Annotated in this window: 30 protein-coding genes; 22 read left to right on the top strand and 8 right to left on the bottom strand. The window is 40.1% G+C overall.

Annotated elements, in window-relative coordinates:
• Window positions 1-210: 210 nt before the first annotated feature.
• The 4 genes from deoD to ACFOU2_RS17510 all read left to right on the top strand — a co-directional run bounded on the left by deoD (window position 211) and on the right by ACFOU2_RS17510 (window position 2,800).
• Window positions 211-912: a purine-nucleoside phosphorylase gene (gene deoD / locus ACFOU2_RS17525; protein ID WP_377917365.1), complete on the top strand. Its 702-nt coding sequence runs from the start codon at window positions 211-213 to the stop codon at window positions 910-912.
• 170 nt (window positions 913-1,082) lie between these two features.
• Complete coding sequence (locus tag ACFOU2_RS17520; protein WP_377917499.1) at window positions 1,083-2,420, top strand: hemolysin family protein; 1,338 nt, start codon at window positions 1,083-1,085, stop codon at window positions 2,418-2,420.
• 46 nt (window positions 2,421-2,466) lie between these two features.
• Entirely contained in the window at window positions 2,467-2,637 is a 171-nt protein-coding gene (locus ACFOU2_RS17515) for a hypothetical protein (RefSeq protein ID WP_377917363.1), read from the top strand.
• Between the two features lie 19 nt (window positions 2,638-2,656).
• Window positions 2,657-2,800, top strand: a complete 144-nt coding sequence (locus ACFOU2_RS17510) for a hypothetical protein (protein ID WP_377917361.1) — start codon at window positions 2,657-2,659, stop codon at window positions 2,798-2,800.
• Between the two features lie 89 nt (window positions 2,801-2,889).
• Here the strand turns inward: ACFOU2_RS17510 and ACFOU2_RS17505 are convergent, their stop codons facing one another.
• The gene (locus tag ACFOU2_RS17505) at window positions 2,890-4,059 is read right to left on the bottom strand and encodes an FtsW/RodA/SpoVE family cell cycle protein (protein ID WP_377917358.1); all 1,170 of its coding nucleotides are present in this window, start codon (window positions 4,057-4,059) and stop codon (window positions 2,890-2,892) included.
• Between the two features lie 198 nt (window positions 4,060-4,257).
• Between ACFOU2_RS17505 and ACFOU2_RS17500 the strand changes: the two genes are divergently transcribed.
• The 9 genes from ACFOU2_RS17500 to ACFOU2_RS17460 all read left to right on the top strand — a co-directional run bounded on the left by ACFOU2_RS17500 (window position 4,258) and on the right by ACFOU2_RS17460 (window position 13,224).
• Window positions 4,258-4,848: a hypothetical protein gene (locus ACFOU2_RS17500; protein WP_377917356.1), complete on the top strand. Its 591-nt coding sequence runs from the start codon at window positions 4,258-4,260 to the stop codon at window positions 4,846-4,848.
• 278 nt (window positions 4,849-5,126) lie between these two features.
• Window positions 5,127-5,753 (top strand): FMN-dependent NADH-azoreductase, encoded by a 627-nt coding sequence (locus ACFOU2_RS17495; protein ID WP_377917354.1) that lies wholly within the window; start codon window positions 5,127-5,129, stop codon window positions 5,751-5,753.
• A 610-nt stretch (window positions 5,754-6,363) separates the two neighbouring features.
• Entirely contained in the window at window positions 6,364-6,861 is a 498-nt protein-coding gene (locus tag ACFOU2_RS17490; RefSeq protein WP_377917352.1) for a PTS sugar transporter subunit IIA, read from the top strand.
• A 290-nt stretch (window positions 6,862-7,151) separates the two neighbouring features.
• On the top strand, window positions 7,152-7,436 hold the full coding sequence (locus tag ACFOU2_RS17485) for a hypothetical protein (RefSeq protein ID WP_377917350.1): 285 nt from the start codon (window positions 7,152-7,154) through the stop codon (window positions 7,434-7,436).
• Between the two features lie 81 nt (window positions 7,437-7,517).
• Complete coding sequence (gene yidC / locus ACFOU2_RS17480; protein WP_377917349.1) at window positions 7,518-8,258, top strand: membrane protein insertase YidC; 741 nt, start codon at window positions 7,518-7,520, stop codon at window positions 8,256-8,258.
• Between the two features lie 696 nt (window positions 8,259-8,954).
• Window positions 8,955-9,623: an MOSC domain-containing protein gene (locus tag ACFOU2_RS17475; protein WP_377917347.1), complete on the top strand. Its 669-nt coding sequence runs from the start codon at window positions 8,955-8,957 to the stop codon at window positions 9,621-9,623.
• A gap of 691 nt (window positions 9,624-10,314) precedes the next feature.
• Complete coding sequence (locus ACFOU2_RS17470) at window positions 10,315-10,989, top strand: response regulator transcription factor (protein ID WP_377917497.1); 675 nt, start codon at window positions 10,315-10,317, stop codon at window positions 10,987-10,989.
• Window positions 10,986-12,353 carry a HAMP domain-containing sensor histidine kinase gene (locus ACFOU2_RS17465; RefSeq protein ID WP_377917345.1) on the top strand — a complete coding sequence of 456 codons (1,368 nt, stop codon included), beginning with the start codon at window positions 10,986-10,988 and terminating at the stop codon, window positions 12,351-12,353. Before ACFOU2_RS17470 ends, ACFOU2_RS17465 begins: the two co-directional genes overlap by 4 nt.
• Window positions 12,354-12,516: 163 nt before the next feature.
• Window positions 12,517-13,224 carry a DUF421 domain-containing protein gene (locus ACFOU2_RS17460; protein WP_377917343.1) on the top strand — a complete coding sequence of 236 codons (708 nt, stop codon included), beginning with the start codon at window positions 12,517-12,519 and terminating at the stop codon, window positions 13,222-13,224.
• Window positions 13,225-13,362: 138 nt separating this feature from the next.
• Here the strand turns inward: ACFOU2_RS17460 and ACFOU2_RS17455 are convergent, their stop codons facing one another.
• The 5 genes from ACFOU2_RS17455 to ACFOU2_RS17435 form a co-directional block, all read right to left on the bottom strand.
• Window positions 13,363-14,217, bottom strand: a complete 855-nt coding sequence (locus ACFOU2_RS17455; RefSeq protein ID WP_377917495.1) for a glycerophosphodiester phosphodiesterase — start codon at window positions 14,215-14,217, stop codon at window positions 13,363-13,365.
• Window positions 14,218-14,527: 310 nt separating this feature from the next.
• The gene (locus ACFOU2_RS17450; protein WP_377917341.1) at window positions 14,528-15,112 is read right to left on the bottom strand and encodes a class F sortase; all 585 of its coding nucleotides are present in this window, start codon (window positions 15,110-15,112) and stop codon (window positions 14,528-14,530) included.
• Window positions 15,105-15,905, bottom strand: a complete 801-nt coding sequence (locus ACFOU2_RS17445) for a DUF4397 domain-containing protein (RefSeq protein ID WP_377917339.1) — start codon at window positions 15,903-15,905, stop codon at window positions 15,105-15,107. Before ACFOU2_RS17445 ends, ACFOU2_RS17450 begins: the two co-directional genes overlap by 8 nt.
• A 95-nt stretch (window positions 15,906-16,000) precedes the next feature.
• Entirely contained in the window at window positions 16,001-16,504 is a 504-nt protein-coding gene (locus ACFOU2_RS25720; protein WP_449237052.1) for a hypothetical protein, read from the bottom strand.
• 104 nt (window positions 16,505-16,608) lie between these two features.
• Window positions 16,609-16,968, bottom strand: a complete 360-nt coding sequence (locus ACFOU2_RS17435) for a hypothetical protein (protein WP_377917335.1) — start codon at window positions 16,966-16,968, stop codon at window positions 16,609-16,611.
• A gap of 437 nt (window positions 16,969-17,405) precedes the next feature.
• Here ACFOU2_RS17435 and ACFOU2_RS17430 point away from each other — a divergent pair, with 437 nt between their 5' ends.
• Entirely contained in the window at window positions 17,406-18,131 is a 726-nt protein-coding gene (locus ACFOU2_RS17430; protein WP_377917333.1) for a CAP domain-containing protein, read from the top strand.
• Window positions 18,132-18,250: 119 nt separating this feature from the next.
• Here ACFOU2_RS17430 and ACFOU2_RS17425 read toward each other — a convergent pair whose 3' ends face one another.
• Window positions 18,251-18,604, bottom strand: a complete 354-nt coding sequence (locus tag ACFOU2_RS17425) for a DUF2071 domain-containing protein (protein WP_377917331.1) — start codon at window positions 18,602-18,604, stop codon at window positions 18,251-18,253.
• Between the two features lie 76 nt (window positions 18,605-18,680).
• On the opposite strand from ACFOU2_RS17425, the gene ACFOU2_RS17420 reads away from it, so the two are divergent.
• Window positions 18,681-18,821 (top strand): penicillin acylase family protein, encoded by a 141-nt coding sequence (locus tag ACFOU2_RS17420; RefSeq protein WP_377917329.1) that lies wholly within the window; start codon window positions 18,681-18,683, stop codon window positions 18,819-18,821.
• Between the two features lie 19 nt (window positions 18,822-18,840).
• Here ACFOU2_RS17420 and ACFOU2_RS17415 read toward each other — a convergent pair whose 3' ends face one another.
• The gene (locus ACFOU2_RS17415; RefSeq protein ID WP_377917327.1) at window positions 18,841-19,668 is read right to left on the bottom strand and encodes a helix-turn-helix domain-containing protein; all 828 of its coding nucleotides are present in this window, start codon (window positions 19,666-19,668) and stop codon (window positions 18,841-18,843) included.
• A 154-nt stretch (window positions 19,669-19,822) separates the two neighbouring features.
• Between ACFOU2_RS17415 and ACFOU2_RS17410 the strand changes: the two genes are divergently transcribed.
• From ACFOU2_RS17410 to ACFOU2_RS17380, 7 genes are all read left to right on the top strand, one after another.
• Window positions 19,823-21,055 (top strand): MDR family MFS transporter, encoded by a 1,233-nt coding sequence (locus tag ACFOU2_RS17410; protein WP_377917325.1) that lies wholly within the window; start codon window positions 19,823-19,825, stop codon window positions 21,053-21,055.
• A gap of 73 nt (window positions 21,056-21,128) precedes the next feature.
• Entirely contained in the window at window positions 21,129-21,788 is a 660-nt protein-coding gene (locus tag ACFOU2_RS17405) for a VC0807 family protein (RefSeq protein ID WP_377917323.1), read from the top strand.
• Window positions 21,789-21,882: 94 nt separating this feature from the next.
• Window positions 21,883-22,374, top strand: a complete 492-nt coding sequence (locus ACFOU2_RS17400; RefSeq protein ID WP_377917321.1) for a PCYCGC motif-containing (lipo)protein — start codon at window positions 21,883-21,885, stop codon at window positions 22,372-22,374.
• A gap of 266 nt (window positions 22,375-22,640) precedes the next feature.
• Window positions 22,641-23,006: an ArsR/SmtB family transcription factor gene (locus ACFOU2_RS17395; RefSeq protein WP_377917319.1), complete on the top strand. Its 366-nt coding sequence runs from the start codon at window positions 22,641-22,643 to the stop codon at window positions 23,004-23,006.
• A complete protein-coding gene (locus tag ACFOU2_RS17390) occupies window positions 23,006-25,120 on the top strand; it encodes a heavy metal translocating P-type ATPase (RefSeq protein WP_377917317.1) in 2,115 nt (704 codons plus the stop codon). The genes ACFOU2_RS17395 and ACFOU2_RS17390 overlap by 1 nt, the downstream gene beginning before the upstream one ends.
• 237 nt (window positions 25,121-25,357) lie before the next feature.
• Entirely contained in the window at window positions 25,358-25,492 is a 135-nt protein-coding gene (locus ACFOU2_RS17385) for a hypothetical protein (protein ID WP_377917315.1), read from the top strand.
• A 273-nt stretch (window positions 25,493-25,765) separates the two neighbouring features.
• A complete protein-coding gene (locus ACFOU2_RS17380; protein ID WP_377917313.1) occupies window positions 25,766-26,518 on the top strand; it encodes an NAD-dependent protein deacylase in 753 nt (250 codons plus the stop codon).
• The last annotated feature ends 123 nt before the right edge of the window (window positions 26,519-26,641 follow it).

The following is a 26,641-nucleotide window of genomic DNA, read 5'->3' as shown; positions in this document are numbered from 1 at the left end:
CTTTGATCAGTATCATGATTAACCATGCTGTCAGTATAAATGAAAAATAGCGGATTAGGTAAAGCTATATTTGTTGTAGCGGCTGTTTTCTCGCTGGTTCATTTCTTTAAAAAAAGAGCATCGCAGTAGACCGATGTGCTTCTAAATTAACGGTTTTTTGTTTTTATGGTATAGTGAAATAGCAACAAATATTAGCTTAGGAGGAAAAAGATGAGCGTACATATTGGAGCAAAAGTAGGCGACATTGCGGAAACGATTTTACTGCCGGGAGATCCGCTTCGCGCGAAATATATTGCGGAAACGTTTTTGGAAAACCCGACTTGCTATAACGAAGTTCGCGGCATGCTTGGTTTTACAGGTACATATAAAGGAAAACGCGTTTCTGTACAAGGTACAGGGATGGGGGTTCCTTCCATTTCTATCTACGTGAATGAATTGATTCAAAGTTATAATGTCCAAAACCTGATTCGTGTCGGTACTTGCGGAGCCATCCAAAAAGATGTGAACGTGCGCGATGTCATTTTGGCGATGACGTCTTCTACGGATTCGCAAATGAACCGTGTAGCGTTCGGGGCCATTGATTACGCACCGACCGCAAGCTTTGATTTGTTAAAGAAAGCATACGATGCTGGAGCGGAAAAAGGATTAAATTTAAAAGTGGGTAGTGTTTTCACGGCCGACCAATTTTACAATGAAGATGCACAGTTTGAGAAATTGGCGCGCTATGGTGTGTTGGCGGTTGAGATGGAAACAACAGCTCTTTACACGCTTGCTTCTAAGTTTGGCCGCCATGCATTATCTGTCTTAACGGTAAGCGACCATATCTTAACAGGCGAGGAAACAACGGCAGAAGAAAGACAAACAACCTTCAATGAAATGATTGAAGTGGCATTGGAAGCAGCAACTAAATAGGATGAAAAAAGCTATTGGGATGGTTTCCTCAATAGCTTTTTTGGGTACATATTTATATGATTTCAAAGTAAAACAGTGAAAATAGTACATCTTTCTTTATTCGTACATACTAATTTTATATTCAATTTAGGAGGTGCAAGCCGTACAGCTGCTGTTGTATGGTAGTAAATTTGGAAGCATTTAGTTTATTAATGATAGCGGTACTGATTGCCATTTCTGGATTCTTTGTTGCAGCGGAGTTCGCAATAATAAGGGTAAGATCATCGCGGGTTGATCAGCTTATAGCCGAAGGAAGCAAACGGGCAGTTGCCGCTAAGAAAGTCATTGATCATTTAGATGAATACTTATCTGCATGCCAGCTCGGAATTACCTTAACATCACTGGGCCTCGGGTGGCTCGGTGAACCGACTGTAGAGCACTTATTGCATCCTTTATTTGAGAAGCTGGCACTGCATGAGTCTTTAGCCAACCTTTTATCTTTTATTATCGCGTTCGGTTCCATTACGTTTTTACATGTAGTGGTAGGGGAACTTGCTCCTAAAACGTTTGCTATTCAAAAATCAGAATCCATCAGTTTATGGACGGCAAAGCCGTTAATTTGGTTTTATAAAATTATGTTTCCATTCATTTGGGCGTTAAACGGATCGGCTCGGTTAGTAACGAAAATGTTTGGACTAGAGCCGGCAAGTGAACATGATCTCGCGCACACCGAAGAAGAACTCCGCCTGATTCTGTCTGAAAGTTATAAAAGCGGGGAAATCAATCAATCAGAATTTGATTATGTGGAAAATATTTTTGAGTTCGATGATCGGGTCGCAAAGGAAATCATGGTTCCGCGCAAAGAAGTCGCTGTTCTTGATAAAACAAAATCAATAGCGGAGAACCTGGAGATTATGAAAGAAGAAAAATATACCCGTTATCCTGTTATTGAAGGGGATAAAGACCATATTATCGGAATGATTAACATGAAAGAGATATTTACAGATGTGGTCGTACATGGAGTGGATAAAAGAAAAACGATTGAAGAGTACGTCCGTCCCATTATTCAAGTGATTGAATCGATCGCAATCCACGATTTGCTCTTAAAAATGCAAAAAGAGCGAATTCACATGGCTGTCCTTGTAGATGAATATGGCGGAACGGCAGGGCTTGTCACAGTTGAAGATATTTTAGAAGAGATCGTCGGAGAGATTCGTGATGAGTTTGATGCCGATGAACTGCCGATGATTCAAAGAGTAAACGAAAAACAAACTCTACTCGACGGAAAAGTGTTAATATCGGAAGTTAATGATATGTTTGGATTGGACATCAACGATGAAGACGTCGACACAATCGGAGGCTGGGTGTTAACGGAAAAATATGACCTCGAACAAGGTGATACGTTCACATTGAATGAATACCGATTCCGCGTTAAAGAGTTGGACGGACACCATGTACGATGGATTGAGGTGACCCATGATCCATCGTTAAAACGAACAGATGAAGAGATAACGGTAGAAGCGGATTAAATGGAAACAGGTCAGCCATACTACGAGAAGGAAAGGAGTTGACCCAATGGATAGACCAATTGAGATCATTGAAATTGTTCGAAGAAATCGGGAGGGAGATATTTTAAACGTTCATACATCTGGTGAAAGAGAAATCGGGCATCAAGAGGCAATATTCGAATTGAAAAAAGGAACAATCAGCGACCCTGAACATAAATTAGGAGACTTGCCTCAATAAAAGAAAAAGGGCTCAAAAAATGAGCCCTTTTTCTTTTATTTTATGGCAAAAATATAAATTGCACGTTGAAATTGTCCAGCTGCACGAGCCAGCTCCTACGGTCATTTTCGAAGAACAGGAAGTTCAAGCGTCGATGTTGGTCACAGGACGTGACCGTTCTTAGTCGACGTTCCTTTAAACGAAGCAAAAAGCGCTTCTTTGTCAGGAGTTCCAATGCCCTATGGAGCTAAGCGGGCTCGTTCCGCTTTTCTTCTATTCAGAACTAAACATAAAGCGTTTATAATGATAGGATACGCTGAACATTAACCCCATGGCGAGCATATTCCCCATTAACGAGCTTCCCCCGTAGGAGATGAAGGGAAGGGGGATACCGGTAATGGGCACCACCCCAATGGTCATGCCGATATTTTGAAAGACGTGGAAGGTGATCATCGAAATGACACCGACGCATAAATACGAATTAAAATCGTTTTTTGTTTCAAGGCCAAGCTTGATCAAATAATAAATGAGCACGAAAAATAGGCTAATGACAACACTGCAGCCAATAAACCCGAATTCTTCGCCAATCACGGCAAAAATGAAGTCCGTATGACTCTCAGGGAAATATACCTCTCCATTTGCAAATCCTTTTCCGTTTACCATACCCGATCCAATGGCAAGAAGAGATTTTTGCAAGTGGTAACCTTCCCCGCCGCTGTAACTATATGGATCAAGCCAGGAGTAAATGCGTCCGAGCTGATATTGTTTAACACCCAAATATTTCTCCAAAGCTTCCGGGAAGTAAATAACCAGCGACAAAATAGCTCCACCAATCGTAGCTGCACCTAAAAAGACAGGAGTGATGATTTTCCATGAAACCCCTGATACGAACACAAGACCTGAAAAGATAGAGATCAATACAAGAGAAGTTCCCAAATCGGGCTGCTGCATGATCAGCATGAGCGGCAGTAAAAGAGTTAAGCCCATTTTAAATAGTAGGAGGAAGTCTTCGCGTATTGTTCGAATGCGATGCTTCTCGTTATGTCGTGTAATAACGTTGCTTAAAGCAATAATAAGGAACACCTTTACAAATTCCGATGGCTGCAAAGAACCTATGCCGGGAAATTTGAACCAGCTTTTCGCCCCGTTGATGACAGGTGCAATCGATGGAGGTGCCACAATTAATAACACAAGTAAAAAATTTCCGAATCCATATAAATACCATGATAGCTTTTGGAACTGTTCGGAATCTAAAAACATAACAGAGGAAATGATGATGGATCCAACTACATACCAAACAATTTGCTTGACTAAAAAGTTTTCACCATACTGACCAAGGGTTTGCGCACTGTAAATAGCGATACAGCTGACGCAAAAAAATAAAAATAGAATGAATGCTAAATTCAGATCAAATCTACTAACATTTTGTTGGTTATTACTCATCTTATCCACCTAACAACTTGGAATGTTTACAGCAAATTATTATACCTCAAATATTCTACAACATAAATAGGCTGAAGGCGAACAATTTTATATGACAAGGGGGGAATTAAGACGAAAGGCATGAAAAGAATCGGACTAAATCTATCAATCTCTGCATATAGTAGAACTATAGAATAAGAGAGAATGGGAGAGAGCCAGATGAATGTTTTATCGGGTGCGGTCACTTTGTTGTTTTTGTGGATCTGTCTATATATGTACCGTTATCGCTGTTTTATAACAAAGTATACAGGAATGATGATTGCTTTAGCATCCGGAATGATGATTGGATTTATAAGTGCTGTCTCTTTTGGTGTAGCAGAAACAGTGAATCATGATGATACAAGTACGATTTTAAGTCTTATCATTAGTATGCTTGCGGGGATGATCATCGGAATACCGAACTCTTTTGCTGCATGGGTGTTGGGAGCGTGCGGGGGACTCATCAGCGTTCCTTTAGGAACGACAGTTGTTTCGCTTTTAACTGCCTCCAAGGCAGAGAGTTTTATGACCGCATTATTGTTTTTATGTATAGGGTTTACTCTTTTTTTACTCGGAATGATGACAGCAGAGGTTCCCTCTTACTATGACGTAATGTTTCGTAAAATTGTTCAAAATGCGCTTACAATCGGCCTTCCACTCATTTTGATTTTTTATATATATGAAATGCTAGACAAAAGACGTTCTCTTAGAAAAACTCGTGCCCATTCTGAAATAATAGAAGGAATAACACTGGATAGAAGAACAAAATGATGGATAAAAAGTCCTTGCAAGGGAGTTTTTCGCCCATTTGAGGACTTTTCTTATTGGATAAGAAAATATGGAAGATGTAAAGAAGGGGGATAAATAAAAATTTTAATTAAAAGTAGTTGACGAGCATTAAAAATTAGGGCTATAATAAATCTCGAAGTTGAGATAAATGGAATGGATCTTTAAGTTCTGCTAAATTTTTTAGGGGATTTATCTCGATATCGTGATAATTCCAAATTTATATCTCGAATTAAGAATAAAATAATTGGAGGAAGACTCAAATGGCAAAAGTATTATATGTAAAAGCAAATCCTAAACAAGATGATATGTCTTACTCAGCACGATTAGCAAATGTTTTTTTGGACGCTTACAAAACGGAAAATCCAGCTGATGAAGTTGAAGTGTTAGACCTTTACAATACTAATCTTCCGTTAATTGATGCAGATGTGTTAAGTGCATGGGGAAAATTAGCGGCCGGTACTGAGTTAACAGCAGAAGAGTCAGCAAAAGTAACACGCTTAGGAGAATTAGTCGATCAATTTTTAGCAGCGGACAAAGTTGTTTTTTCAGCTCCAATGTGGAACTTTGGTTTCCCGCCATTAATGAAAGCATACATTGATGCTGTAGCTGTAGCGGGCAAAACATTCAAATACACAGAAAATGGTCCTGTCGGTTTAGCAGGAGACAAAAAGGTTGTTTTATTAGAAGCACGCGGGGGTGTATACTCTGAAGGACCTGCAGTATCTATGGAACACACTCAAAGCTACTTAAAAGCAGTACTTAGCTTTTTGGGAATCACTGATTTGACATTAGTTGTGTCAGAAGGAATGGCAGCTGCACCAGCAGAAGCGGAAGTCATTTTTGCAGCAGCTGCAGAAAAAGCGAAAGAAGTTGCAAAAGGATTTTAATACAATCATTCATTTTGGCAAAACCCGTAAGGATAAGATCTATACGGGTTTTGTTCTTATATAAGTATAGAGTGCGCTTTGCAATTGTCTAGTTCCGCAAGCCAGGCTCTACGGTCAGTTCACCGCCTCCCGCGAAGTCAAAAAGCGGTTCCTTGTCAGGAGTTCCAACGCACGTCAGAGCTAAACAGTCGGCTTCGCTTTTCTTTGTTGTCCAGCTGCGCCTCCTAGCTCTTCCTACGTTTCACTCCTTCCTGCGGAACCAAAAAGCGGTTCCTTGTCAGGAGTTCCAACGCACGTCAGAGCTAAACAGTCGGCTTCGCTTTTCTTTGAATCTATGGAAACATTAGCAGCTATATAAGTCCCATTTGATTTTTAACCTCTGCCGTCGAGCCTTCTTCTATTTGCGCCTTACTGTTTTTTCATCTTGAATGAGCTGACAAAGTTTATGTGGATTTATATATTAGTTTACAACTAAAGAGAAGTTATGCTTTAATAAATACTATTAAAACGAAAGGTGTGAGGGGAATTTCCTTCTTCATGCTTTTGTTTTTTTAACGGGGCGGATGGGTATTATATGTGTACATACCATAGTTAAAGAAAGGTGAAAAACATGTTTAAAAAATTGTTCGGCGGCAAAGCAAAACAAAAAGATGTAACGATTGTAGCTCCTTTAACAGGACAAGTTACGCCACTTGAAAATGTTCCAGATCCAGTGTTTTCACAAAAGATGATGGGAAATGGTTTCGCAATTGAACCGACAGAAGGACAAGTTGTATCGCCTGTTGAAGGTGAAGTTATTCAGCTTTTCCATACAAAGCATGCCATCGGTTTAAAAACAGATGCAGGAGTAGAGGTATTGATTCATATCGGCCTTGAAACAGTGGCGATGAACGGAGAAGGATTTGAGGCGCATGTAAACCAAGGAGACAAGGTGCAAGTTGGTACGCCTCTTGTTACATTCGACTTAAATCTTGTGAAAGAAAAAGCGAAAAGCACGGTTACACCAGTGGTCATTACCAATAGTGATAACATGGAAAGCTTTGAAATGCTGACAAACGGGTCAGTACAAAAGGGTTCTACACCTTGTTTGAAAGTAGTCGCAAAATAATAGAAAAATAAAATGTTGACGAAATGTGTCGAAACGCATATAATGTAACTAACACATTTTTTGTCACATTGTGTAGGGTATAGCAGACCAAGGCCTAAGATGCGCAAACAGTGCGTATTTTAGGTCTTTTACTTTATATGATTGTCTATGAGAAAATGAAATGAAACTTTTTCAGGCGCACGATCGTAGAAAAAACAGAAACTCTGCTTTTATTGCGCAAAGGGAGCCGAATTGTGCTAAAATAGAAAGCGTTGGATAAAAATCATGAGTTGAAAGAGAGCGTTTACTGTATGGAAATATACGGCGATTTAATACTGATGTATGCAACGTATGCAAGCCCGATTGTCCTGATCATGCTGGTTATGTTTCTTTGTCGCCGCATTGCTGTGGTACGGCCTTCAGCAGGTTATCGTTATCAAGACCGGGAAACAAACGTACGTGAGCAAAGTAAATGGGTATCGCTTCGCCGGCTATGGCGCTTTACTTACTTGTTTATGAAAAAGCCAACAAAAGAAATGGACAAACAAGATTGTGATGAAGAACGACCTTTCCTTCAGGCAGTATCTTGTTGTTAGCTGATAAAGTAAACGTTGCATCAGTGGGGGACTTACCTCACACTGAAACGAGATAAAACATGTTGGAGGAAAGAGAATAAAATGAAAAGTAAACTGCTCATCCTTGCTTCGTTCTTGTTAGTAGTATTATCAGGCTGTAATTTAAAAGAACCGATTACAGCAGAAAGCCCCGGTATTTGGAATCATTTCTTCGTCTATCCGATGTCCATGTTATTAACAAAAGTAGCAGAAACGGTAGGCGGAAGCTATGGATTATCCATTATCATTGTTACCATTATTATTCGATTAGTGTTATTGCCGCTCATTTTAAAACAGCAAAAAAGCACAATGGCCATGCAGGTTTTGCGTCCGGAGATGGAGAATTTACGAAAAAAATATCCATCCAAGGATATGGAATCACAGCAAAAAATGCAAAAAGAAATGATGGAGCTGTATCAAAAGCATAATATCAATCCACTTGGGGGTTGCTTACCGCTTTTAGTGCAATTTCCAATCATTATGGCGTTCTATTATGCGATCGGCCGTACAGAAGCCATTGCTGAACATTCCTTTCTATGGGTTAGCTTAGGCCAACCGGATTCGTTGCATATTTTACCGATTGTAGCGGCTATTACGACATTCATCCAGATCAAAGTTGGTATGACAGATGAAGTGCCGCCGCAAATGAAAATCACGATGTATATTATGCCGTTGTTCGTTTTAATGGCTGGTTTTTCTTTACCTGCTGCTCTTGCTCTCTACTGGGTAATCGGTAACCTTTTCGGTATTGCTCAAGGGATTTACTTGAAAAAACGAATGAAGATTTTGCAAAAAAGCGCCTAAGAAAAGAAGCAGGTCCCGTTGAAGGGGACCTGCTTCTTTTCAGATTGTCGAGAAACCCTTTAGGTTTCTCGACAATCTGAAGGTTCAAAAGCTTTCAGCTTTTGAACCTTTTAGTATGCGTGTATTTCTAATCTTTATTTTTTTCATTGACTATAACCTAACGATCCACTAAAGTGACAAGGATTTCAAAATGTCAAATGGACTTGGTTTCCTACATCGTTTCGATTTTTTCCCATTCTTTCGAATGAGTTCGTATAATCCATCTAAAAAAGACACCATGTTAAATCCTTTTTTGGCTTAGATAGACATCATGGAGTTCCAGGGTTTCCCCGGGCTGTAGGTCTTTCATAAAGTCTTCCGCGCGCTTCGGTAGTTCTGATTTTTTTTTTTTGTAAAATAGATGGTCACGTTATGTTTGACCGTAGAAATATAAAAACCTCCCCGTTCATGGATTAAGTGTAACGCATCCAACGAGAAAAATCCTAAGTCCCGAAGGAGTAAGTCTCCAGGGTTCACGGTGTTCGTTAATTCCTTCGCATACGAACAGTCGTCCATTCCTGACAGGGATTCTGACCATTGTCTTTGAAAAAGTGAGTGGAAAATATCTTTAAGAAAATGGACAGCAGTACAATAAACGGACTTTGGGACATCCTCGAGAAAAATTGAATGTGAAGTAATAGTACAGGTTGTATAATAATGGTAGTAAAGAAAGGCGGGAATGAAGAAATGGAAATTAAAGTAGCGTCAATTAATGTCGGCAAACCGCAAGAAGTATTATTCCAGCGTAAGAGTATCGAAACAGGAATTTATAAACAACCAATCGATGGACGTGTATTTGTTTCCAGTCTGAATATAGAAGGGGACGGCCAAGCAGATTTGGCCGTACACGGCGGAGCAGATAAAGCGGTTTGCTTATATTCTATGGATCATTACGCATATTGGGAGGAATTATTGAATCGCAAACTTGATTATGGTGCGTTTGGAGAGAATTTGACGATTTCCGGTGTGACAGAAGAAGATATCATGATTGGGGATATCTATCGGATGGGAGAGGTTGTATTTCAAGTCAGCTTGCCGAGACAACCGTGTTTTAAGATCTCGGTAAAGTGGAATGAACCCTCTTTACCTATGCTTGTACAGGAAACAGGGTTTTCAGGCTTTTATTTCCGGGTGCTGCAAGAAGGATATATAGAGACGGGGCAACCTCTTCAATTAGTAGAACGTCATCCAAGCCATATTTCGGTGGCCTTTGCAAACACTATAAAATATAAAGACAAACAGAATAAAGAAGCATTGCAAAAGCTCATCCAACTAGCTCCTCTTGCCGCCGAATGGAAAAGCAGTTTTCGTAAACGATTACAATAATCTTTCTTAGATATATAAGTCCTACTTAATTTTTTAACCTCTGTCATCGAGCCTTCTCCTATTTGTGCTTTTTTGTTTTTTTCATCTTGAACGAGCTTACAAAGGTCTTCGTATCAGCGGCTGACAAGAACCCGTAAGGGAGATTGGCAGCCGCTTATGCGTAAAGAATTGAATATGAGAGCGTTTTTTCTCATGTTCAATTCTTTATGTGGATTCAGATATTTTCAAAATACCGCTTGACATGAAACCCATTTCATACCATAAACTATAAATAACCCCATATAATCCCATATTTGCTGGCGTTACTTGCACTTGTATGCAAGGCGTGACGGCACCCCGATGAAACAGGCAGGAGGAGTGTTATGAAGAATCCTTCCACTTTGTTTCAGTGGTTAAAAGAAATAAATTTCCAATTAATTAACATGGATTCGATCAAATTGACGGTTACGTTGGTGTTCGCAGGAATCTCTCACTTCAAACAACTCGTAAGGGTGTTAAGTGGGAGTAGTTCAAGAAAAATAAAGTATTATACTATGATAGATTCTAAAAAGGGAATTAGACGGGACTTAATCCGGAAAGGGAGCAGGTCTCTTTTTTTTTGCTGTATAGGAAAGTATGGATTGTCCCTGGCAAAATGATGGCAGGAGAGAGAAGGGTACAGCAATAAAAATAATAAAGAGAAATTATGGTGATACAGATGAGAATACTTTATATCGAAGATGACATGGATATAGGAAGCTGGGTGAAAGAGGATCTGGAGGAAAGAGGCTACAAGGTAGAATGGCTAAAGTCCGGTGAAGGGGCGACAAGCCTTGTGAAGGATGCAGACCTGGTGATTCTAGATGTAATGCTGCCAGGCTTAGATGGATTTACGGTTGGCCAGCGTTTAAAAAAGGAGTCACCCGAAACACCTATCTTGATGCTTTCTGCCCGCACTTCTGTAGATGATAAGCTGCAGGGATTGCAATTTGCGGATGATTATGTTGTAAAACCGTTTCATCCTGATGAATTGGCTGCCAGAGTGGAAGTTTTATTAAGAAGATACGCTAAGTCTTTTGACCAAGAGATAAGGATCGGTCATTTAAAGGTGAATATAAATGAAAATAGAATTATAGACGCCCGGCAAGGTGAAGAAATTATATTAACGGGAAAGCAGTATCAAATATTCATGTATTTTTTACGGCATCCCAATCAAATTTTAACAAAAGAACAAATATTTGAGGCGGTATGGAAAGAGACATTTATAGAGGGAGATAAAACTCTTATGGTACATATACGCCATCTTCGTGAAAAGATCGAATTGAATCCGAGTAAGCCGGCCATCATTGAAACGATAAGAGGAATCGGCTACAGGGTAAGACAATGAAGTTGAAAAACTCCTTATTATCAAAATACTTACTGATTATATTGATAGCCACTATGATCATGCCCATGTCTTTTCCGATTATATCCATTCTGTTTTATATGCCGCTGGGCGGATTGGATAACGATACACCCGATATCTATCAAAATGGGACACATCTAGAAAAAAGGTGGCATGAAGAAGCCGCAAAATTGGGGAAAGCCAGTGACGAGGAAATTAACCAGAAGTTAAACGAACTAAAAAAAGAATACAGCAAAGCCAGTATGTTTTGGGTAGATGAGACAGGAAAAACTCAAAAAAAATTACCCGAAGATTTAACGATCCCTCAAAATTGGACGGTATCATACAGCATAGACTTCATCAAAAAAAATCGCGGCTATGATGCGGATCCGTTCACAGTGGTTGCCTTTATCGGTGAACAAAAAAATGAAGGATTTATGGTGATTCAAGTTCCTCGTTCTCTAATGGCTAGCAAAACGGAGATGATTCGGGAACAATATGATTATGTGATGGCTTTGGCTGTCCTTTTCATCCTCGTCTTATTTGTTTTTGTTTCATGGGTCTTTTTTTATAAAGTCAGAAAGCGTTTGTTACGCTTGCAGGAAGCTATGTCAAAACCAGGTGCTAATGGCATCCCTATTCCTCTTGAAGTTGAAAAGGAAGATGAGATTGGGCAATTGGTGAAGTCATTTAACCAGATGGTTCATCAACTGGAAATGAGTCGAAAGAGGGAGAAAGAAGAAGAGGACTTAAGAAGACATTTAATCGCTAATTTATCACATGATTTAAGAACCCCACTTACAACCATAAGGGGGCATGCCTACCTGCTAAACAAGGAGCCGTTAAGTGAGAAAGGCAAACAATCCCTTGAACTGATCGATCAAAAAATCAATTATTTAGGTCAATTAATTGAAAACCTATTGTCTTACACATTGTTGTCTGCCGGAAAGTATCCTTTTCACCCGAAAAAAGCCGATATTGTCCAATTGGTGAAAAAGTCTTTTGCTGCGTGGTATCCGGTTTTTGAAAATGAAGGGTTTGACATTGTACTTGGGATTCCAGATAAAGGAATGTATTGGCAAGTTGATACCGAGTGGTTTGACCGAATATTAGATAATTTTTTTCAAAATATTCTTCGCCACGCGAAATCGGGGAAATATGTATCGATTCGAATGGAGCAATCCGATGGCCAGTCCACGATCGTAATAGAAGACAGAGGTCCGGGGATGGGCGGGAAGTCAAATGAAAAGGGGGCCGGAATAGGTCTTTCCATTGTCTCGCTTATGTTAAAAGAGATGAAGATAAAGTGGGAGATAAACAGTATGAATGATGGCACGCGAATTAGTTTGTTTTTCATGAATAGCTGAGAGAACCGAAATGTTGCATCGGTTCTCTTTTTTGAGCGATAACAGGAGAATTTAAACGAAACTATATTAAGAACCTTTATACGGATATTGCCCAAGATAATGTTGCATACTGTAACTAAACAGGATTGATATAATGTTCATGGTTCGAATTGAGGAAGATAGAATGAATGAAATGTTGGAGAGCGTTATCCGAACGACCGTTGCTTTCTTCATGCTGATGGCCGTTGTGAACATTATGGGGAAAACGACAAGTGCGCAACTTTCCTACTATAATTTTGCTCTTTCAATCACCTTAGGATCGATTGCTGCTAACGTTGGGTTTGATATAAAAATTGATTTTATACCCATGATTGCTTCTTTTATATCCCTTAGTATAATAGCTTATACTTTCGCTGTTTTATCAAAAAAGAGCCGTTATCTGCGGAAATGGATATCAGGAAAGCCGACTGTTGTAATTGAAAACGGCAAAATATTAGAGAAAAATATGAATAAGCTCAACTATACGTTAGATATGCTAAGCCAATCTTTGCGTGAGAAAGATATTTTTAATATAGGCGAGGTGGAATATGCTGTTTTGGAGAATAACGGGAAGCTGTCGGTGCTGAAAAAAGCCTTGTATCGAAATCCTACCAAAGAAGATCTTGGAATGTTCGATTTCAGCAAGTCCATAATCCCTTTAGAGATTATTATGGACAGGCAGCTGGTCGAAAAAAATCTTACCTCCCAGTACAGCAAAGAGTGGATTTTGAATCAATTAAAGAATCGAAATTTAAAAATGGAAGAGGTAAACTACGCGGTAGTGGGGACGAATGGCCAACTTTACATTGATTGTTATAAGGACTATATTTCATCACCGGTTGATGTAGAATGAGAGAATGGGGGTGACCCAAACATGTTTTGGTGGTTTTGGGTTACCCCTATCAAATGAATCGTTCTTGGGAATCTGGCTTATCTTCTTAAACAGGTTCTTTCTTATAAGGAAAGTCTTAGTAGAAAGAGAGGATATGAATTAATGGTTTTTCATCTCATTCACAACACGCGACAACCGGTCGGGATAATCCGTAAACATTCCGGTGACACCCCATCTGATCAGTTTTTTCATTTGCTTAGGGTCGTTGACTGTGTAGGGGTGAATATTCAGTCCTGCAGATTTGACCGTTTGAACGTATTGACGTGTGAGCAGGTGGGCATTCGGTCCTACCCCGACTGCATATTCATTAATTGCTTTCAATTGCTTTCTAGTGATAAATCCAGAAAGGTGTGACGGAAGAAGTTGAATAAGACGCAAAGAAGGGTTTAGTTGTTTAAGCTTTTGTAAGCTTTCTTTACTAAAAGATTGAACATAAACGTGATCGGTTTTAATGTGATAGCGTCCCATTAATTCAACGAGCTTCTCTTCCATTCCTTTATATTCCGGGTCTGCTTTCGTTTCGATGTAATAGTGGTGGCTATTGCCGAACGTTTTGAAAATTTCTTCTAGTGTCGGTACTTGAAGTCCTTCGTATTCCTTCTTGGCCCGATCGGGATTCAGTTTGTTAAAAGATGAACCGGCATCGAGTTTTTTGATTTGTTTTAAAGTCAACTGTTTCACAAATCCTTTTCCATTTGTCGTGCGGTTCACCGTCTCATCATGCATCGCAATAAGCTGCCCGTCTTTTGTCATTTGTAAATCAATTTCTGTATATGTTCCGCCTTGCCGGATTCCAAGATCGTATGCTTTCAGTGTATGCTCCGGTGCGTAAGCGGAAGCCCCTCGATGGGCTATAACGATGACCCCATTTTGGTGGGCAGAAGAGGGAAGCATGGAGAGGGCGAAGGCAAAGTACACGGCGGCAGCCGAGACGACTAGTTTACGTCGGATCATCATGTCATGTCCCTCCCAGTAATCCATCATTTTCTTATCATATTTCAAATAGCTTTCGCATTCAATGGATATTCCATTCATGGAGGGGGCGAAATATAATCTGAAACATCAGCTAAAGTGAACTTTCATCAATAGTAGTTTTAACACTTGTTAAAGTGCGATAAAGCAGCTATTTTTTGAGGAAATAAAAAACACAATTTAATAAGTAAGAAACGGACCGTCATCAAAGTCCTTAATGACAGTCCGTTTCGGGAAGAGGGGTTGACTCAAAAGCCTTCAGGGAATGACAATAATCTATTTTTCTCATTTTTTAGTTCTTCGTTGTGGTTCCAAGCAAAGTGGTATACACAACAAGTCTTTTTTCGTGGGTACCTTGCTTTCGATTGAATGATCCTGTACATGTAATCAAGTTAAGATGTTTTGCACCAGACGATCCAAAAATCAATGCAATCGGAGCATTATGCCGATCGTATGCTATTTTTTTCGTCACGACGAATGTCAATTTCACTCCATTCTTATCTTGAATGTGAATGAAATCTCCAATTGTTAGCCGATTGAGATAATAAAAGACAGCAGGCCCTTTTTTGTCATCGACGTGACCGGCCATAACTGCGTTTCCTTTTTGACCGGGAATCGCCCCAGGGGCGTACCAGGCGACTGTATCCCGATCATCAGGAACGGCCATTTGCCCGTTTTTTAACAACCCTTTCGCTTCAATGGAAGCGGTTAAAGCCAGTTTTGGGATTTCCAAATAAACTGGCTTGGAAATCGATGTTTCGGTCTTGGTTAAAATCGCGTTTGGATGATTGGTTTCAATGGGTGATTTCGCTTCACAGCTTGTTGTCAGGCATAATAAAAGCAGCCAGCCCACCCATGTTCCTTTTGCTTTAAGCATGCTTCCGGCGAAAGACAAATGCTGCTATGGTAATAAGAGCTGCACCGGCCGCCATATATTTGACCGCATCAAGCGGGGAATTTGCAGCCGTTCCTCCCATACCTGTTTTCGGCATTTCAGAAGGCATCATAGACTGATCCTCGAGAATAAGAGCTTCTAACTGATCCCCTGTACTGATGGCCAGTACCGTATAAACTGTATTTTCTGCCAGCCTTGTACCGGAAAGATCCAATTCAAGTTGATTTCCGTCCGCCGTAGTAACTGTCAAATCATATGTGTTCGGTTTAAGCTCTTTATACTCGGTTGTTTGTTTGAAAGCTAAGTTATTGAACAAAACATCTCCGTTTTTTACTCCAACATTCACAGCAGGGGCATCAGGGGCGAAATGGGAAACGCGGATTTTTGCTTTACCGCGTGTTATGCCCATATCATCTTCCAATACTTCCAGTTCTAAATTTTGCAGTGTATTGGCTGCCGCCAGCGTGTAAGTCATGCCGCCTTTTACATTTACGGAAGCTGATAAAACAGGGTCTTTTTGTCCTTTTGTGCCTGATGCATAGATGTCAACGGTATTGGTACCCTCGGGAACGCTTAAATAGTCGGATACATCAGAGAAAGAAGCTTCAGAGACTACCTGTTCGTCGTTTAAGTATATATCAACGGAGGGGGTGTCCGGGGAAGCATGAACAATCCGAACCATGGATTCCATCGGTGTTTCTGCACTTGTATGGACAGTGGTGACGGGAAGGATGGTCAACAACAGCGTCATGAACAAAAACAAGAATCTTTTCATAATCATTCTCTCCTTTTCGTATATAATGGGTGGAAAAAGATGGATGACTGAAATACACGTTTTTTATCATGTACGCCATTGGAAAAATATATACATTAAAACAAAATTTTCCTCCGTACGATATCAAAAGAGCGCTGATAATTGATTTGTGGGATTTTGACTGTTTTCTTTGATAAAAGGGGAATCATAACAGACGTTAAGCCTGCGGGAGAAAAAATGACCGGTTTTCCAGCCGAAGAAGTCATTGGGAAACCCATTGATATAACAAGAAGTTCATCTATTAAAAAGAATTTGTTTGTTTGGTTGCTATGAAGGAACTGATAAGGTAAGCAATACCGGCATATACCGCTCCTAAAATAAACCATAATCCAATCCGCTGCAATCCAGTGAAGTGGTAAGGAATGAACCAAAAAGGCAAGAAGAATGACACAAGAGCCCCTAACCATGTTTTTTTGAAGAGCAATTGATAAAACACTCCAGAAATAATCGATAAAATAGGGAGTCCAATACAGAGATGAAAGTAAGGGAGCAATGAGGACACCTCGTTTTTCGTTAGTATGCGAAAGGTTATCACGATTTTTACCTGTTAAAGATTTCATCGGTTTCCATCCATGGAAGAAGCGGGGGATAAGCCCCGCTTCTTCTTATTTTATAGGGAGTTAGCAGCATTTTTTCAATAGAGGAAATGGCGATAGATATTCTTTCATTGATCTGTATTTATCGCTTGATTTGTTCGTTGGTCATGTCGCCACTTTTTCTCGCATGCGCTTAAAAAACGGTGAAATGATTTGAATTGGAAAAGGGGTTGGAAGTCGGGTTCATAAACAAATGTATTCGGATGCCACCAAATATTCTGTGAAAGGGCGCTTTGAAGCTCTGTGATGGCTTGTTCCGGGTGATTTAATTTACACAGAATTCTCGCTTTCCACAGGGTGGTTTTTATTCTTTTATCAGGGTGTTCCATATGTGTTTTCTCAGCAATCACAAAAGCTTCGTAAAATAAACCGTCATTGTAGAAATGCAATAGCTGATTTTTATTTTTCAAAAAAGCAGCTTGAGGCATATATCGCGTTTTCCTCCTTTTTTATTTTATATACTATAAATGAATATTTTCAATATTATCATTCTTTTAACATTTTTTATCAATTATTATAACCCTAATAGAACTTGATGGACAATACATTTTTTCTCAACGTCTTTTTTTCGGTAACTTTCGGATGATTAAACAACCATGATCTGGAAGTTTTTTGTGAATGGATATAGGTAAAAGCAGGGTATATATACCTGTTTATTTAAGATTGTGGCTATTAAACCTGATTTTTTCACTGGTGTCATATTTTACATGTTTAAGGAAAAAAACAGTCTTTTCAAGGATTTTCTGCTTATATTGCATGTTTTCTTCTATGTGGTATATTTTACAAGTTGAGATTTTGCTAGAATTCTAGGATGATAGCTGTGGGGGTCGTAAACCAACAAGGTAAAACCAAGGAGGAAAACGACATGAAAAAAACAGGTACAATTTTAGCAGCAGCAGCATTAGCAACAACAATCTTTGCTGGAGGAGCAAATGCAAACGCGGCAGCACCTACTCCAACTAACTGTCAAACTTATGTGTATTCAGTTAATGGACAAGCTGTAAACAGCGCATTTCTTCAACAATTATTAAATAAATATGGCATTCAATTTACAGTGAACAAAGCGGCGGTTCCGACAGTTCAACAGCCAGCACAAAAACCAGCACCAACCGTTCAACAACCAGCACAAAAAGCTAAACCAACAACATCTGCTCAACAACCGGCAACAAAGACACAGAAGCCGGCAACAACAACTTCTTCTAGCGTAAGCGAGTTTGAGAAACAAGTAGCGAATCTTGTTAACCAAGAGAGACAAAAAGCAGGTTTAAAACCGCTCCAATTAGATACAAAATTAAGTGATGTAGCGCGTGAAAAATCAAGAGACATGATGAACAAAGGTTACTTCGATCACCAATCTCCAACATACGGTTCACCGTTCGATATGATGAAGCAATTCGGTATCACATACCGTGCTGCAGGTGAAAACATCGCAAAAGGTCAACAAACACCTCAAGAAGTAATGAATGCTTGGATGAATAGTGAAGGCCACCGTGCTAACATCTTAAACGGCAGCTTTACTCACATCGGAGTTGGCTTTGTAAAAGACAGCCAAGGTACAACTTACTGGACACAAATGTTCATCGGTAAATAATAAAAAGAATATCCCTTTATATCATTTAAACGAGAGCTGTGTATAATCGCAGCTCTTTTTGCATTCCCCGGTAATGGCTCGTGATGGCTTTAAACTAAACATATTAAGCTAAACGCGTTTCAGCGGCCAGAAAAAGACTTTCTGTGAGAAGAAATAGTGAAGAACGGGTGCTTGATTAAAATGTGAACGCGGCAGAAAGAAAGCCAGGCTGTTTCGATGAACATGTGCTTGTGCCTTGTATAATTCCCACTTCGTATGGTGAATGTCTCCGCGATCTTAAAAGGAAGAATACTAATCCAGGCATTCCCGTCAAACGTATCGAGTTCCAGTTCGGAAGGAATATGCTTCTTTATTAAATCCGGCGGCAATGGCCAATGCATAAATAATAAATCTTTCCACTCCTGCGTCATCACCCATTTGGAGGATGGAAGAGGGTACGGCCGATGGTTTGTTTCTAATAATTCTTTATACAATGAAAATCCCCCTTCAAGCACCTTATGAGTACATGCTGTCTCTTTCTATTTTCTTTACTCTTTATTTTAAACCCGGATGTTGGAAAATCATCCTCTCTATATGGCACAAGGATTCGTTACCGCACAGGATCGCTTGTTCCCCATGGACTTGGGGCATCGGGTCGGGCAAGTGAAGGGATTGGAAAATAGATTATTGTCATTCCCTGAAAGCTTTTGAGTCAGTCCCGTTTTGGCGCCTAATTGCTGAATCTTCGCATTTGGATAGGGGTCATCCCGTATTTTTGCTTAAAGGAGCGTTCAAAGCTGCTTACACTATTAAAGCCGGTTTCATAGGCAATAGAGGTGATCGGTGTCTGTGTCTTGACCACGAGCTCCCTGGCTTGCTGCAGGCGTATGAGTGTCACATATTGCATAGGAGTGACACCGACCATTTCTTTAAAGGAACGAATGAAATGGAACTTGCTCATCTTCGCTTCTGCCACTAAGTCTTCCAGTGTCAACCCTTCCTGAAAATGATGACGGATAAATGTAAGGATGCGATTAATGGAAGGATGGGGGGTGTTTCGGTGTTCGGTTCTCCATAATTCGGAATAATTGCTTCTTTGTTTAGACAGCAATAAATGAACGAGCTCGCGTTCATTTTCCTGCAATCGTTCCCGGTCCGGTTCTTCAAAAGCGCTCATGGATATAAGAGAGCGGGCAAGCTGGATAAAGGAATCGGATTTATCGACTGTAATCGATTCGAATTCAACAGGGGTTCGTAAAGTCCCGAACCTCTCTTCAATCACTTCCTCAATAAAAGGACGGGGAATATTAAACAACAATATTTTCGCGTGTTCATCGTTTGTGAAATGGCGATGAAATTGAGAAGGTGCAGTCATAAGCCTGGTTTGCCCTTCTAAACAGAGAGTGCGGCCCTCTTGTTCAAGAAACGGTCGCCCGTTTAATGAAATGCTCATTTGATAATCGTCCCCGTGTGTGTGAAAACAAGGGTCGGAAGATTGTTCTAGAAACTCGAGAATCATCAATTTGCAAACGTGCAGCGGCATTTCCAATCGTTTCATAAGCATCCCTCGCTCGGAATGGTTTCTTGATTCCATTATATTCCTGTATTGAATCCTTGTATAGGAACTTGCTATTTTTGTTCAGCAATATTTGCTGAGTGGCAATCAAGAGAAAAATGTATAATCAAATCATGAAGAGAAAGAGAGAGTGAGAATGATGAATCGATTAAAATTCATGTATCATCTGTTTCATCCGATTGCGCTATGGATGATTATTGGAACGTTTGTGACGAGAACGGGCTTTTTTATGACCATTCCATTTTTGGGGATTTATCTAGGAGAAAAAATAGGACTTTCCCCGACGGAAATCGGCTTTATTTTAGCAGTCAATTATCTCGTCGGAACATTAAGCAGTGTGCTGGGGGGAGTATGGTCAGACCGTTATGGGCGCTTACCGGTCATGTTAGCGTCTTTGTTTGTTTGGATTTTTGTTTTTATTGGTTTTGCTTTGGCCAAAACCGTTGCAGCCTTTTTGGTGCTGAGCGCCTTAAACGGATTGTGCCGCAGTGCCTTTGAACCCGCTTCACGAGCATTATTGGCAGATATGACAAAGGATGAAAACAGAAAGCTTGTGTTCCAGGTTCGCTACTTTGCCATTAATATCGGAGGAGCGATCGGGCCATTGATCGGGTTGACGCTTGGCAGCTCGCAATCATCAACGCCGTTTATTTTCACTGCCTGTATCTTCGCTTCGTATAGTGTACTTATTCTCTTTCTTATGAAGCGATATACGTTAGAAAAAGCAGCCAAGACTGAAATCATTACCTTTATGTCGATGGTCCATGTGATGAAAAAAGATGTTGTTTTTTTAATGTTCCTGTTAGGTAATTTCTTTATTGTGACTGGATATTCCCATCTTGATACGACCTTGTCGCAGTTTTTGGGAAATGAACGTGTTTCGCTCTACTCATTGCTATTTACGGTAAATGCCGTAACGGTGCTTGTTTGCCAATTTCCGATTCTGGCATTGACTAAAAAGATATCCTCCTTTACAGCCGTAAAAGCCGGGGCCATTTTCTTTTCGCTCGGTCTATTGGGATTCGGTCTTTCTCCGAACACCGGATGGTTTATTTGCGCGATGGTTATATTTACGATTGGCGAAATTTTATGTTTTGTCTTAATGGATGTTATCACAGCCGAAATGGCACCCGATCATTTAAGAGGGGCGTATTTCGGCGCAAGCGGACTTGTCACCTTGGGCCAAAGTGCGGGAGCTTCTGCAGGAGGTGTATTAATCAGTATGCTTGGAACCCAAAACGGAGGGGTGATTTTTAGTTTGTTAGCCGTCTTGACATTATTCGCATTGCCGTTTTTGTTTTTAACCGCTTCATTAAGTCGCAAAAAACATTCCAGTCGTGTACTGCCCGTTCAACATGCGGGAATGTAGTGAAATGAGTTGACTTTCTTGTTCAAATCGCGATTAAATAGAGATAATGATTGGTTTCAAGAAAGGAATTGTTATGGAAGAACAAAAAAAGCCGAAACAGCAGCCGAATGTATTATTCGATTTAATTTTTTACATTGCATTGCCATATTTGATCTGGAACCAGGGAAGACATCTCATCGGGGATTATTATGCAATTTTGCTATCGACAGCTCCGGCCTTCTTTTATACGATTTATAAGTTTATAAAAGAGAGACAATTTAACATAACGGGAATCTTTATCGTCGTTTCGCTGCTCGCTCGTACGATTATTGATTTAGTGTCGGGAAAAGCCCAAACGATGTTGTATAATCAAGTTTATTTCATGTTTGGGCTGGCCTTATTCTTTTTCGTGACCGTCATAGTCAACCGTCCGATGGGCATGTATTTTTTTGGAGATACAGCGCAGTTGATGGGGTATGAACGAAAAGACATCATGAGGTATTTGAAAGAAAAGGATATGTTTAAAATGCTTCGCATTTTGACGATACTATTCAGTATTCGTTATGCGGCAGTAGCTGTTGTAAAGCTTTGGCTAATTAATCAGTATGGAGTGGACGGTTACGGCAAGATGATTGTTATCATGCAAGTAATCAACTGGATTTTTACCATCTTGCTTGGTATTTACTCATACATGATCATTCGCAAACTTCAAGGCAAAACAGGCGATGCCGAAAATCCAAATATTCATGCATAAAGAAAGTGCAAGTGACAATTCTGTCAAGATGGTTGATGGATAGACGGGTTCGGTTTACAATTCACTTAGACGAAAAAGAGGGAAGGATCGAATCATGAAACTAAAACCAGCATTTACATCGATGTTTGTATTTTCGGCCGTTATACTAGGAGCGTGCGGCAATACGCAAGAAACAAGTGAAGAGGCTGAAAGTACCCATGAAGAACATGTATCAGGAGATTTACGGGAAGAAACAGCAAGTGCAGACAGCTTGCCGAAATTTTTGGCAGACAAGCCGGATGATATGAAAATACTATATCAAGCAGCAGCACAGCATCAAGAACTGCTGGAGAACATTCCATGCTACTGTGGCTGTGGCGAATCCGCCGGTCATACAAGCAATTACGATTGTTTCGTTCATGATAACAAAGAGAACGGCGCTGTTGTATGGGATGACCATGGTACACGGTGCGGTGTTTGTTTAGAAATTGCCGCTGAGTCCATTACGGATTATAGTAAGGGGAAATCAATCAAGGAAATCCGTCAAAACATTGATGAGAAATATAAAGAAGGTTATGCAAAACCTACTCTCACTCCAGGGGTATAAAAATCCACATAAATCATGTGACATCAGCAAAAACCGCCCATGTCACATGATGAACCTTTGTAAGCCTGCTCAAGGTGCGAGAACCGAAAAGCGCAAATAGAAGAAGGCTCGATGACAGAGGTTAAAAACTTAAGTGGGGTTATATAAGGACTATAAAGAAAGACGGCAGCAAAAAATTCGTTTGCAGCCGTCTTTTTTTTTTACCTTTTTTCTGAAATTTCATATACTATATTCAAATGAATATTTGAATAAGAAGGTGAAAGAAAATGGATCGGCAAGAGGATGTATGTGAAATTGCCTGTACGGATGAAGAAAAGGTAGCGCGTGTGAAGCAAGGCATGAATGCGCACAATACAATGGAAGTGGCGAAAATCTTTAAGGCGCTGGCAGACGATACAAGAATTAAAATCGCTTATTCTCTGACGGTCCAAGACGAACTATGCGTTTGTGATGTAGCCAATATTGTGGAGTGCACAACAGCCACGGCATCCCATCACTTAAGATTGTTGCGCAATCTAGGGTTGGTGAAATATCGAAAAGAAGGAAAGTTTGTGTACTATTCGTTGGATGATCATCATGTAAAACAACTTATTCAATTGGCATTTGAATATCAAAGCGAGGTGAGCGGATAATGGAACAAGAATTAGAAAAACATGTGTATCGGATACAAGGATTTACATGTGCCAATTGTGCCAAAAAGTTTGAAACGAATGTGAGGGAGCTCGATGGCGTAAGGGATGCGGCCGTTAACTTTGGCGCCTCTAAACTCACTGTTTATGGTCATACAACCATTGAAGAGTTGGAAAAAGCGGGAGCATTTGAACAATTAAAATTAGTTCCAGACGGGCAAAAAGCAGAAGAAGTCAAAATACCTTCTTGGAAAAAACACGGAAATGTTATCATATCTGCTTTGTTTGTTGCATTAGGATGGGCGTTCCTATCCGTGTTTGGGGAAGAACATTTTTTTACGGTTGGAGCTTTTGCATTGGCCATTATCATCGGAGGATACCGTGTCTTCACGGCAGGATTAAAGAATTTGGTTCGTTTTCAATTTGATATGCGAACGCTTATGACGGTTGCCATTATTGGCGCTGCTGCCATCGGAGAGTGGAGCGAAGGGGCAACGGTTGTCATTTTGTTTGCGATTAGTGAAGTATTGGAGTCGTATTCAATGGATAAAGCGCGCCAGTCAATACGATCACTAATGGAAATTGCTCCAAAACAAGCTCTCATACGCAGAAACGGAGAAGAGTTTTCCATTCCGGTAGAAGACATTGCCATCGATGATGTGATGATTGTTAAACCGGGGCAAAAAATTGCGATGGATGGTGTTGTCATAAAAGGAATTTCTACGGTCAACCAGGCAGCCATTACAGGTGAGTCTGTACCTGTAGAGAAAGCATCAGATGACGAAGTGTTTGCAGGAACGCTAAATGAAGAAGGATTGTTGGAAGTACGCGTTACAAAACGAGTAGAAGATACAACCATTTCGAAAATTATTCATCTTGTAGAAGAAGCCCAGGGCGAGCGTGCCCCGTCTCAAGCGTTTGTGGATCGTTTTGCTAAATACTATACACCGGTGATCATTTTCATCGCTCTGGTTGTTGCTATTGTTCCACCCTTGCTGTTTGGAGCGGATTGGGGAAAATGGATCTATCAAGGGTTGGCTATTTTAGTTGTCGGTTGTCCATGTGCCCTTGTTATTTCAACACCTGTAGCAATCGTCACGGCTATCGGGAATGCCGCGCGTCACGGTGTCCTCATTAAAGGCGGCATCCATCTGGAAGAAACCGGTGCGATTGAGGCGATTGCTTTTGACAAAACAGGCACGCTGACAAAAGGAACACCAGAAGTGACAGATTTAATTGTTTACACAAATGAAGAACAGGCACTGCGTATTGCCGCAGTTTTAGAGAATAATTCGCAGCACCCGCTTGCATCTGCCATCATGAAAAAAGCGGAAGAAAGTAACGTTTTCATTGGGAACGTTACAGTGAAGGAGTTCCACTCTGTAACAGGAAAAGGAATTAAAGGACAGATTGATGGAAAAGAGTATGCGGTGGGGAGTCCGGGTATGTTCAGGCAATGGAATGAAAACTTGATGACTGGAGAAATCAATCAAACGATTGAAAGGCTGCAACATGAAGGAAAAACGGTCATGGTTGTAGGGACAGAAGAAAGAATTGAGTCACTCATTGCCGTGGCAGATACAATAAGAGAAAACAGTCCATCTGTACTAGAGAAATTACGTAAATTAAATATTCGCCGCATTATTATGTTGACGGGTGATAATGAGCAAACTGCCCGGGGAATCGGTAAACAAATAGGAGTTCAGGAAGTGAAGGCCGAGCTTTTACCTGGAGATAAACTTCGTTATATTAAACAGCTCCGAAGGCAACACAAGCATGTTGCCATGGTTGGTGACGGGGTGAATGATGCTCCCGCATTGGCAGCTGCCACGGTTGGGGTCGCGATGGGTGGTGCCGGAACGGATACAGCACTGGAAACGGCGGATGTTGTATTGATGGGAGATGATTTGCGCAAGCTTCCATTCACCATTTCATTAAGCAGGAAAGCATTGGCCATCATCAAGCAAAATATATCATTTTCCTTGATGATTAAACTAATTGCGCTATTGCTCGTCATTCCGGGATGGCTGACATTATGGATAGCCATTTTTGCGGATATGGGAGCCACTCTCATTGTCACGTTAAATGGCTTGCGTTTACTGAAAGTTAAAGGCTGATCAATAAACCCTAAAAATCATGTTTTTAAACCGAAATGAACCGTTCAGGAAACTTTTCATTTTATTGCGTTTTCCATGATGGTTCATTTCCGGGCGGGTGAATAAAAAGCATTTTTTTAATGCTTTTTATTCACCCTTTTTTATTTTTGTAAAATTCAAAATTGTTATGAAACAAAATGAATTATCCATCATATGTTATATAACAGACAATGGTTAACGAAAAGGAGAGGATATGTGATGCAGCAGCAGGAAGAGAAACAAGAACAGAAACAAGAACAGAAACAAGAACAGGTACAGCAACAGTTTGAATGGCTGGACGAATATCCAAGTATTTTAGACATGATCAATGAGTATTACGGTACATGTAAATAATGAGAAGAAGGCTGATTCGAGAGCGTGTTATTTATGCTCTCGAATCAGCCTTTTAACATATTGCCTCTTTTCCGTCGTGATGTTTAAGAAATGAACAAATGGGTATATATCAATAAAATAATCCGTTACTATAAATAAACAACTTCCGCTTTTTGGGAGTTGTTTTTTATTTTGAAAAAAAGAGCAGAAACTTTTTATTTTCAATTTCTTCTCATCTTTATTAACGGGTACATATGGTAAAATAAAAGGCAGAAATGGAAGGATGTGAAAGTCGTGGAGCCAGCTGTTGCTCAACTTCAACAATTAATCGATCAATCAAACCGCATCACGTTTTTTACGGGAGCTGGTATTAGCACTGAGTCGGGAATTCCGGATTTTCGTTCGCAAAATGGTTTATATAAACAAAACATGAATTTTGCTGACGTCGTATCCCGTCCTTTCTTTGAACGGCGTCCCAAAGAATTTTGGCCGTTGTTTAAAGACATTTTTCGCATCAAAATGCTGCATGAATACAAACCGAATCGCGGACATGAGTTTATTGCACGTTTAGAAGAGACAGGAAAACAAATAAATGTGATCACACAAAACATCGATGGACTCCACCAAGATGCGGGAAGTTCAAATGTATATGAAATTCATGGAACCATCAAATCCGCTCATTGTCCGAAATGTTATGCTGCATACGACCTTTTTTATTTAAATGAACATGATTTGCCGCGCTGTCAAGGTATTACCAGAAGCGGGAAGGATTGTAATATGATCTTAAAACCGGATGTGGTGCTGTTCGGTGACAGCATTCACCATTTTGAAGAGGCGATCGCTGCTGCTTTGATGAGTGATTTATTTATTGTTATGGGTTCCTCCCTTGACGTTACACCGATTAATCAAATTCCGCTGTATGTAAATGATAAGGGAAACATTCGGACGGTAATCATCAATCGTGATGCCACAAGGTTTGACCATCTTTTCGATTTAGTCATTCATGACTCGATTGGAAGCGTTGTTTCACAGTTGAAAATTTCATGAGAAGTCTTCTGGGAATAAAGCTTTTCTTATGTCTGAAAAAGCTTTATTTTTCAAGTAATTTCTTAGAAAATAAGATATAATAGATTCTTATAAAGTAATACTTCCATCAGTGGTTTTTCGACG

It is taken from the genome of Bacillus songklensis (assembly GCF_042649685.1).
Taxonomy (GTDB): domain Bacteria; phylum Bacillota; class Bacilli; order Bacillales; family Bacillaceae_H; genus Bacillus_BA; species Bacillus_BA songklensis.
Note: the sequence above shows the minus strand (reverse complement) of the source record. Positions and strands in the feature narration are given on the sequence as shown.